Origin of the sequence: Pseudomonas sp. NPDC089741 (assembly GCF_044748825.1) — a bacterium.
In the GTDB taxonomy this organism is placed as follows: domain Bacteria; phylum Pseudomonadota; class Gammaproteobacteria; order Pseudomonadales; family Pseudomonadaceae; genus Aquipseudomonas; species Aquipseudomonas helmanticensis.
In genome coordinates, this window is sequence record NZ_JBIVGT010000061.1 from 1 (window position 1) to 6915 (window position 6915).

Genomic DNA, 6915 nt, shown 5'->3' on the forward strand with positions numbered 1-6915 from the left:
ATCCAGCTGTACATGGGTTCGATGGCTGACGCAGTTATCCGTGGTCGCAACAATGTTGCCGGCGGCACTGTAGAATTCGCAGCTGAAGAAACTCAGGCTGCAGCTGAGTAATTGACGCCCTGGCGTTGACTCAGTAAGCAAAAAGGGGGCTTGGCCCCCTTTTTGCCACCTCGAAAACCATTTGTCGGCGGCGCAGCTACAGCTTCTGTAACGTGCAGCAGCTACAAGGTGGGGTTCGGGACGAATTGAACGCCCGTTCGATCGGGTGGAATGGTTGAAAACCTATCCAAGAGGAATTTGAAAATGGCAGCAATTACTGCAGCGTTGGTTAAAGAACTGCGCGAGCGTACCGGCGAAGGCATGATGGATTGCAAGAAAGCCCTGGAAAAGGCTGACGGCGACATCGAAAAAGCCATTGATGACATGCGTGCTTCGGGCGCAATCAAGGCTGCCAAAAAAGCTGGCAACGTTGCCGCTGAAGGCGCCATCGCTCTGAAAGAAGACGGCAAATCTGCTGTTCTGCTGGAAGTGAACTCGCAGACCGACTTCCTGGCTCTGCAGGACGACTTCAAGGCATTCGTTGCTGAAAGCATCGAAAAAGCCTTCGCTGACAAGCTGACTGATGTTGCTCCACTGATCGAAGCTCAAGAAGCTGCTCGCCTGGTACTGGTCGGCAAGGTTGGCGAAAACGTCAACATCCGTCGTCTGGTTCGCGTAGAAGGCGACGTTGTTGGTGGCTACCTGCACGGCAACAAGATCGGTGTTGCAGTTGTTCTGAAAGGCGGCAACGTTGAACTGGCCAAAGACATCGCTATGCACGTAGCGGCCAGCAACCCTGAGTTCCTGCTGCCATCGGAAGTTTCGGCTGAAGCTATCGAGCGCGAAAAAGCTGTGTTCCTGCAGCTGAACGAAGAAAAAATCAAAGGCAAGCCAGAAAACATTGTTGAAAATATGGTCAAAGGCCGTATCAGCAAGTTCCTGGCTGAAGCAAGCCTGGTTGAGCAGGCGTTCGTCAAGAACCCTGAAATCAAGGTTGGCGAACTGGCCAAGAAAGCCGGTGCTGAAATCGTTTCCTTCACCTACTTCAAAGTAGGCGAAGGCATCGAGAAGCCGGTCGACAACTTCGCCGAAGAAGTTGCTGCCCAGCTGGCTGCCGCCAAGCAATAAGACGGTTTTTCAACTGTCGCCCGAAAGAGGCTGCCCGCTTACGCGCGCAGCCTCTTTTCAGATGGGGTTGCCAATTTTTTATTGGTTTCCACTTGGAACTGACTTACAAAGCCATGTTCCGATGGCGCTGAAGCAGCGCCAAGCTAGAGTGAACGCCAGCTGTAAACAGCTCGCAAAGAATTTTAAATACGCCGCAGGAGAGATTCGCAATGGCTCAGCAGGGCAGTGGTTATCAGGCTCGCTATAAACGCATTCTACTCAAGCTTAGCGGCGAGGCCCTGATGGGCTCGGAAGAGTTCGGGATCGATCCAAAGGTATTGGATCGCATGGCGCTGGAAGTCGGCCAATTGGTCGGCATCGGCGTTCAGGTCGGTCTGGTGATCGGCGGCGGCAACCTGTTCCGTGGCGAAGCCCTGAGCAAAGCCGGTATGGATCGGGTTACGGGCGACCACATGGGCATGCTGGCCACTGTGATGAACGCCCTGGCCATGCGCGACGCGCTGGAACGTGCCAATATCTCGGCCATCGTCATGTCGGCGATTTCCATGGTTGGCGTGACCGATCACTATGATCGCCGCAAAGCCATGCGCCACCTGAACTCCAAGGACGTGGTGATTTTCGCGGCCGGTACCGGTAATCCGTTCTTCACCACGGATTCGGCAGCCTGTCTGCGCGCAATCGAAATCGATGCCGATGTCGTGCTCAAAGCGACCAAGGTCGATGGCGTCTACACCGCTGACCCGTTCAAAGATCCGCATGCCGAGAAGTTCGATCATCTGACTTATGATGAAGTACTGGATCGCAAGCTGGGTGTAATGGACCTGACAGCTATCTGCCTGTGCCGCGACCACAAGATGCCGCTGCGCGTATTCAACATGAACAAGCCTGGTGCCCTGCTGAACATCGTCCATGGCGGCGCTGAAGGCACCCTGATCGAGGAAGGTCAACAATGATCAACGAAATCAAAAAAGACGCTCAAGAGCGCATGCAAAAATCCCTGGACTCTCTGGCCCATGCATTCGGCCAGATTCGTACCGGCAAGGCTCACCCAAGCATCCTGGGCAGCGTGATGGTGCCGTACTACGGCGCAGACACCTCCATCACCCAAGTGGCCAACATCACTGTAAAAGACTCGCGCACCCTGCAAGTCGTAGCTTTCGAGCGCAACATGCTCGCGGCGGTCGACAAGGCAATCCAGAGCGCTGGCCTGAACCTCAATCCGACCAACCTGGGCGAATTGCTGCTGATCTCCATGCCTGCCCTGACTGAGGAAACCCGCAAGGGCTTCACCAAGCAGGCGCGCAGTGCTGCTGAAGACGCTCGTGTTGCCGTGCGCAATATTCGTCGTGATGCCCTGGGCGAGCTGAAGAAGCTGGTCAAGGACAAAGAAATCAGCGAAGACGAAGAGCGTCGTGCTGCTGCCGATATCCAGAAACTGACCGACAAGGCAGAGGCTGATATCGACACGGCTACCAAGCAAAAAGAAGCGGATCTGATGGCCGTTTAAGGGTCGAGTTTTTAATGGACAAGACCAAGCAGACTGCGCCGTCCGCGGTGCCGCGCCATGTCGCGATCATCATGGATGGTAACAATCGCTGGGCTAAAAAACGCTTTATGCCAGGTGTCGCCGGGCATAAAGCGGGCGTGGATGCCGTGCGTGCGGTAATCGAGGTCTGCGCTGAGGCCAAGGTCGAAGTGTTGACCCTGTTCGCCTTTTCCAGTGAAAACTGGCAGCGCCCGGCCGATGAGGTCAGCGCCTTGATGGATCTGTTCTTCAAGGCGTTGCGTCGTGAGGCCAAGCGCCTCAACGACAACAACATCAGCCTGCGCATCATCGGTGATCGCTCGCGCTTCCATCCTGAGCTACAGGCAGCGATGCGCGAAGCCGAGGCGATGACCGTCGGTGCCAATCGCTTTGTCCTGCAGATCGCTGCCAATTACGGCGGTCAGTGGGATATTGCCCAGGCTGCGCAGCGCTTGGCGCGCGAAGTTCAGGCCGGGCATCTGCGTCCGGAGGACATCACGCCGGACCTGTTGCAAACCTGTCTGGCGACCGGTGACCTGCCGCTGCCTGACCTGTGCATTCGCACGGGCGGCGAGCATCGCATCAGCAACTTCCTGTTGTGGCAGCTGGCTTACGCCGAGTTGTACTTCTCCGACCTGTTCTGGCCGGACTTCAAACACGATGCCATGCGCAATGCGCTGGCCGATTACGCTTCGCGTCAACGTCGCTTCGGTAAAACGAGCGAGCAGATCGAAGCTGGAGCCCGGGTTTAATGCTTAAACAACGAATCATTACTGCACTGATCCTGCTGCCGATCGCCTTGTGCGGGTTTTTCCTGCTCGAAGGCTCGGGCTTTGCGCTTTTCATCGGTCTGGTCGTGAGTCTGGGTGCCTGGGAATGGGCGCGCCTGGCAGGTTTTACCGCGCAAACCTTCCGTGTCGGCTTTGCTGCCGTGGTCGCCCTGATGCTGTTCGTCATGTACATCCTGCCCGGTCTTGCGCCATGGGTATTGGGTGCGTCCGTGTTGTGGTGGGCGGTGGCGACATGGCTGGTGCTGACCTATCCGCGCTCGAGCGAGCACTGGTCCAGTGCCGCGACCAAACTGGTCATTGGTCTGTTGATTCTGCTGCCGGCCTGGCAAGGTCTGGTGCAGATCAAGCAGTATCCACTGGGTAACTGGCTGATCATGGCGGTGATGGTGCTGGTCTGGGGCGCAGACATCGGTGCGTACTTTTCCGGCCGGGCCTTCGGCAAGCGCAAGCTGGCGCCACACGTCAGTCCCGGTAAAAGCTGGGAAGGTGTCTATGGTGGCCTGGCTCTGAGTCTGGTGATTACCGCGATTGTCGGCCTGGTGCGCGACTGGACGGTGGCCGAGTTGCTCAAGGGGCTGATCGGCGCGGCACTGATCGTGTTCATTTCGGTGGTAGGCGACCTCACTGAAAGCATGTTCAAGCGTCAGTCCGGCATCAAGGACAGCAGTAACCTGCTGCCCGGCCATGGCGGCGTGCTCGATCGTATCGACAGCCTGACGGCAGCCATTCCGGTATTCGCAGTATTGCTGTGGATGGCTGCACCTTGAGCCGCCCACAGCAGATCACTGTTCTGGGGGCAACCGGTTCGATCGGCTTGAGCACCCTTGATGTCATCGCGCGTCACCCTGAGCGTTATCAGGTTTTTGCGCTGAGCGGGTTCACTCGACTGGGTGAGTTGTTCGCTTTGTGCGTGCGTCATGTGCCGCAGTACGCGGTGGTCCCGCAAGCAGACGCGGCGCGCAGCCTGCAGGATGACTTGCGGGCGGCCGGGTTGCCGACCCGCGTGCTGGTCGGGGAAGAGGGTTTGTGTCAGGTCGCAGCGGCCCCTGAGGTCGATGCAGTCATGGCAGCCATCGTCGGTGCCGCTGGTTTGCGTCCAACGCTGGCGGCGGTCGAGGCGGGCAAGAAGATTCTTCTCGCCAACAAGGAAGCGCTGGTGATGTCCGGCGCCTTGTTCATGCAGGCCGTGCGTAAAAGCGGTTCGGTGCTGCTGCCGATCGACAGCGAGCACAACGCGATTTTCCAGTGCATGCCGCAGGATTTTGCGCGCGGATTGAGTTCGGTAGGTGTGCGGCGGATTTTGCTGACAGCTTCCGGCGGCCCTTTCCGGCAGACGCCGATGGCCGAGTTGGAACATGTTTCACCTGATCAGGCCTGCGCGCATCCGAACTGGTCCATGGGGCGCAAGATCTCCGTGGATTCGGCGAGCATGATGAACAAAGGGCTTGAGCTGATCGAGGCCTGCTGGTTGTTCGATGCCAAGCCTGCGCAGGTCGAAGTGGTGATTCACCCGCAGAGCGTGATTCATTCGCTGGTCGATTACGTGGACGGTTCGGTGTTGGCGCAATTGGGTAACCCCGATATGCGCACGCCGATTGCCAATGCTCTGGCGTGGCCGGAGCGCATCGACTCCGGTGTTGCGCCGCTGGATCTGTTTGCGATTGCCCGGCTGGATTTCGAAGCGCCGGATGAAGAGCGCTTTCCATGTCTGCGTCTGGCTCGTCAAGCTGCTGAAGCAGGCGACAGCGCACCGGCCATGTTGAATGCGGCCAACGAAGTCGCTGTGGCAGCGTTTCTCGACGGACGGGTTCGTTACCTGGAAATCGCGAGTATCATCGAGGAAGTCTTGAATCTCGAGCCGGTGGTTGCACTGGATGATCTCGATGCGGTGTTCACGGCGGACGCGAAAGCGCGAGTGCTGGCTGAACAGTGGTTGAGTCGTCACGGCCGATAAGTTTTGCAACACAATGGCTACACGCGGCACTGAACAGGATTGCGGAGAAAGTAGATGAGCGCGCTCTATATGATTGCCGGCACCCTGATCGCCTTGGGAGTGCTGGTCACTTTTCACGAATTCGGCCACTTCTGGGTCGCGCGTCGCTGTGGCGTCAAGGTTCTGCGTTTTTCCGTAGGCTTCGGCATGCCGCTGCTACGCTGGCGCGACAAGCAAGGCACCGAGTTCGTCGTTGCCGCGATCCCGTTGGGCGGCTACGTCAAGATGCTCGATGAGCGCGAGGGCGAAGTGCCGGCCGATCAGCTTGATCAGTCGTTCAACCGCAAATCCGTACGTCAGCGTATCGCCATTGTTGCCGCAGGTCCCATCGCCAACTTTCTGTTGGCCCTGGTGTTCTTCTGGGTGCTGGCCATGCTCGGTAGCGAGCAGATCCGCCCGGTCATCGGTGCAGTCGAGTCCGGCAGCATCGCCGCCAAGGCCGGTCTGACTTCCGGCCAGGAAATCGTCGCCATCGATGGTGAGCCGACTACCGGTTGGGCTGCCGTGAATTTGCAGCTGGTACGCCGGCTGGGCGAGAGCGGCTCGCTGCAACTGGTCGTGCGTGAACAAGGTTCCACCGCGGATTCGCCGCGCGAGCTGGCGCTGGATCACTGGCTCAAAGGTGCCGATGAGCCGGATCCGATTCGCTCGCTGGGGATTCGGCCATGGCGTCCAGCCCTGCCGCCGGTACTTGCCGAGCTTGATCCGAAAGGCCCGGCGCAAGCGGCCGGTCTGAAAACCGGTGATCGCCTGCTCGCCCTTGATGGTCAGGCGCTGAATGACTGGCAGCAGGTGGTCGATACCGTTCGTACGCGTCCTGATACCAAAATCATGCTGCGCATCGAGCGCGACGGTGCTCAAATCGACGTCCCGGTAACCCTGGCGGCGCGCGGTGAAAGCAAGTCGCCAAGCGGATATCTGGGCGCCGGTGTAAAAGCTGTCGACTGGCCACCGGAGATGATCCGCGAGGTCAGTTACGGGCCTTTGGCCGCAATTGGCGAGGGTGCCCGTCGCACTTGGACCATGAGCATCCTGACGCTGGATTCACTGAAGAAAATGCTCTTCGGCGAGCTCTCGGTAAAAAACTTGAGTGGACCGATAACCATTGCTAAAGTGGCGGGCGCTTCTGCCCAGTCGGGCGTCGCTGATTTCCTGAATTTCCTTGCTTATCTGAGTATGAGCCTGGGCGTTCTGAATTTGCTGCCCATTCCTGTACTGGATGGGGGGCATATGTTGTATTATCTGATCGACTGGGCGCGAGGACGTCACTAGACGGAGCCGGTGCAAGGTTGGGGGATACAGATCGGTATCAGTTTGGTGGTCGGGGTGATGTTGCTTGCTCTGGTCAACGATCTAGTTCTACTGTAACTCTTCGCTGAAATGAGAATCTGCCGCTTTGTGAGTCATTTTATGTATTTCCATATATCATAAGATAGGAC

Annotated in this window: 6 protein-coding genes and 2 pseudogenes; all 8 read left to right on the forward strand. The window is 57.9% G+C overall.

Annotated elements, in window-relative coordinates:
* Window positions 1–111, forward strand: a pseudogene (locus ACIPZE_RS28370) (30S ribosomal protein S2); the annotation flags it as partial.
* 192 nt (window positions 112–303) lie between these two features.
* Window positions 304–1167, forward strand: a complete 864-nt coding sequence (gene tsf, locus ACIPZE_RS28375) for a translation elongation factor Ts (protein WP_007908856.1) — start codon at window positions 304–306, stop codon at window positions 1165–1167.
* Between the two features lie 209 nt (window positions 1168–1376).
* Window positions 1377–2120 (forward strand): UMP kinase, encoded by a 744-nt coding sequence (pyrH, locus tag ACIPZE_RS28380; protein ID WP_003222124.1) that lies wholly within the window; start codon window positions 1377–1379, stop codon window positions 2118–2120.
* Complete coding sequence (frr, locus tag ACIPZE_RS28385; RefSeq protein WP_007908855.1) at window positions 2117–2674, forward strand: ribosome recycling factor; 558 nt, start codon at window positions 2117–2119, stop codon at window positions 2672–2674. Before pyrH ends, frr begins: the two co-directional genes overlap by 4 nt.
* Before the next feature lie 14 nt (window positions 2675–2688).
* On the forward strand, window positions 2689–3444 hold the full coding sequence (gene uppS, locus ACIPZE_RS28390; protein ID WP_129389795.1) for a polyprenyl diphosphate synthase: 756 nt from the start codon (window positions 2689–2691) through the stop codon (window positions 3442–3444).
* Window positions 3444–4250 (forward strand): phosphatidate cytidylyltransferase, encoded by an 807-nt coding sequence (locus ACIPZE_RS28395; protein WP_129389798.1) that lies wholly within the window; start codon window positions 3444–3446, stop codon window positions 4248–4250. Before uppS ends, ACIPZE_RS28395 begins: the two co-directional genes overlap by 1 nt.
* Window positions 4247–5437, forward strand: a complete 1191-nt coding sequence (gene ispC, locus ACIPZE_RS28400) for a 1-deoxy-D-xylulose-5-phosphate reductoisomerase (protein ID WP_400776730.1) — start codon at window positions 4247–4249, stop codon at window positions 5435–5437. The genes ACIPZE_RS28395 and ispC overlap by 4 nt, the downstream gene beginning before the upstream one ends.
* A gap of 54 nt (window positions 5438–5491) precedes the next feature.
* Window positions 5492–6844, forward strand: a pseudogene (gene rseP, locus ACIPZE_RS28405) (RIP metalloprotease RseP).
* The last annotated feature ends 71 nt before the right edge of the window (window positions 6845–6915 follow it).

What these genes read in the sequence shown, in the direction of transcription:
- tsf (WP_007908856.1), top strand. Translation starts at nt 304, where the DNA reads ATGGCAGCAATTACTGCAGCGTTGGTTAAAGAACTGCGCGAGCGTACC.
- pyrH (WP_003222124.1), top strand. Translation starts at nt 1,377, where the DNA reads ATGGCTCAGCAGGGCAGTGGTTATCAGGCTCGCTATAAACGCATTCTA.
- frr (WP_007908855.1), top strand. Translation starts at nt 2,117, where the DNA reads ATGATCAACGAAATCAAAAAAGACGCTCAAGAGCGCATGCAAAAATCC.
- uppS (WP_129389795.1), top strand. Translation starts at nt 2,689, where the DNA reads ATGGACAAGACCAAGCAGACTGCGCCGTCCGCGGTGCCGCGCCATGTC.
- ACIPZE_RS28395 (WP_129389798.1), top strand. Translation starts at nt 3,444, where the DNA reads ATGCTTAAACAACGAATCATTACTGCACTGATCCTGCTGCCGATCGCC.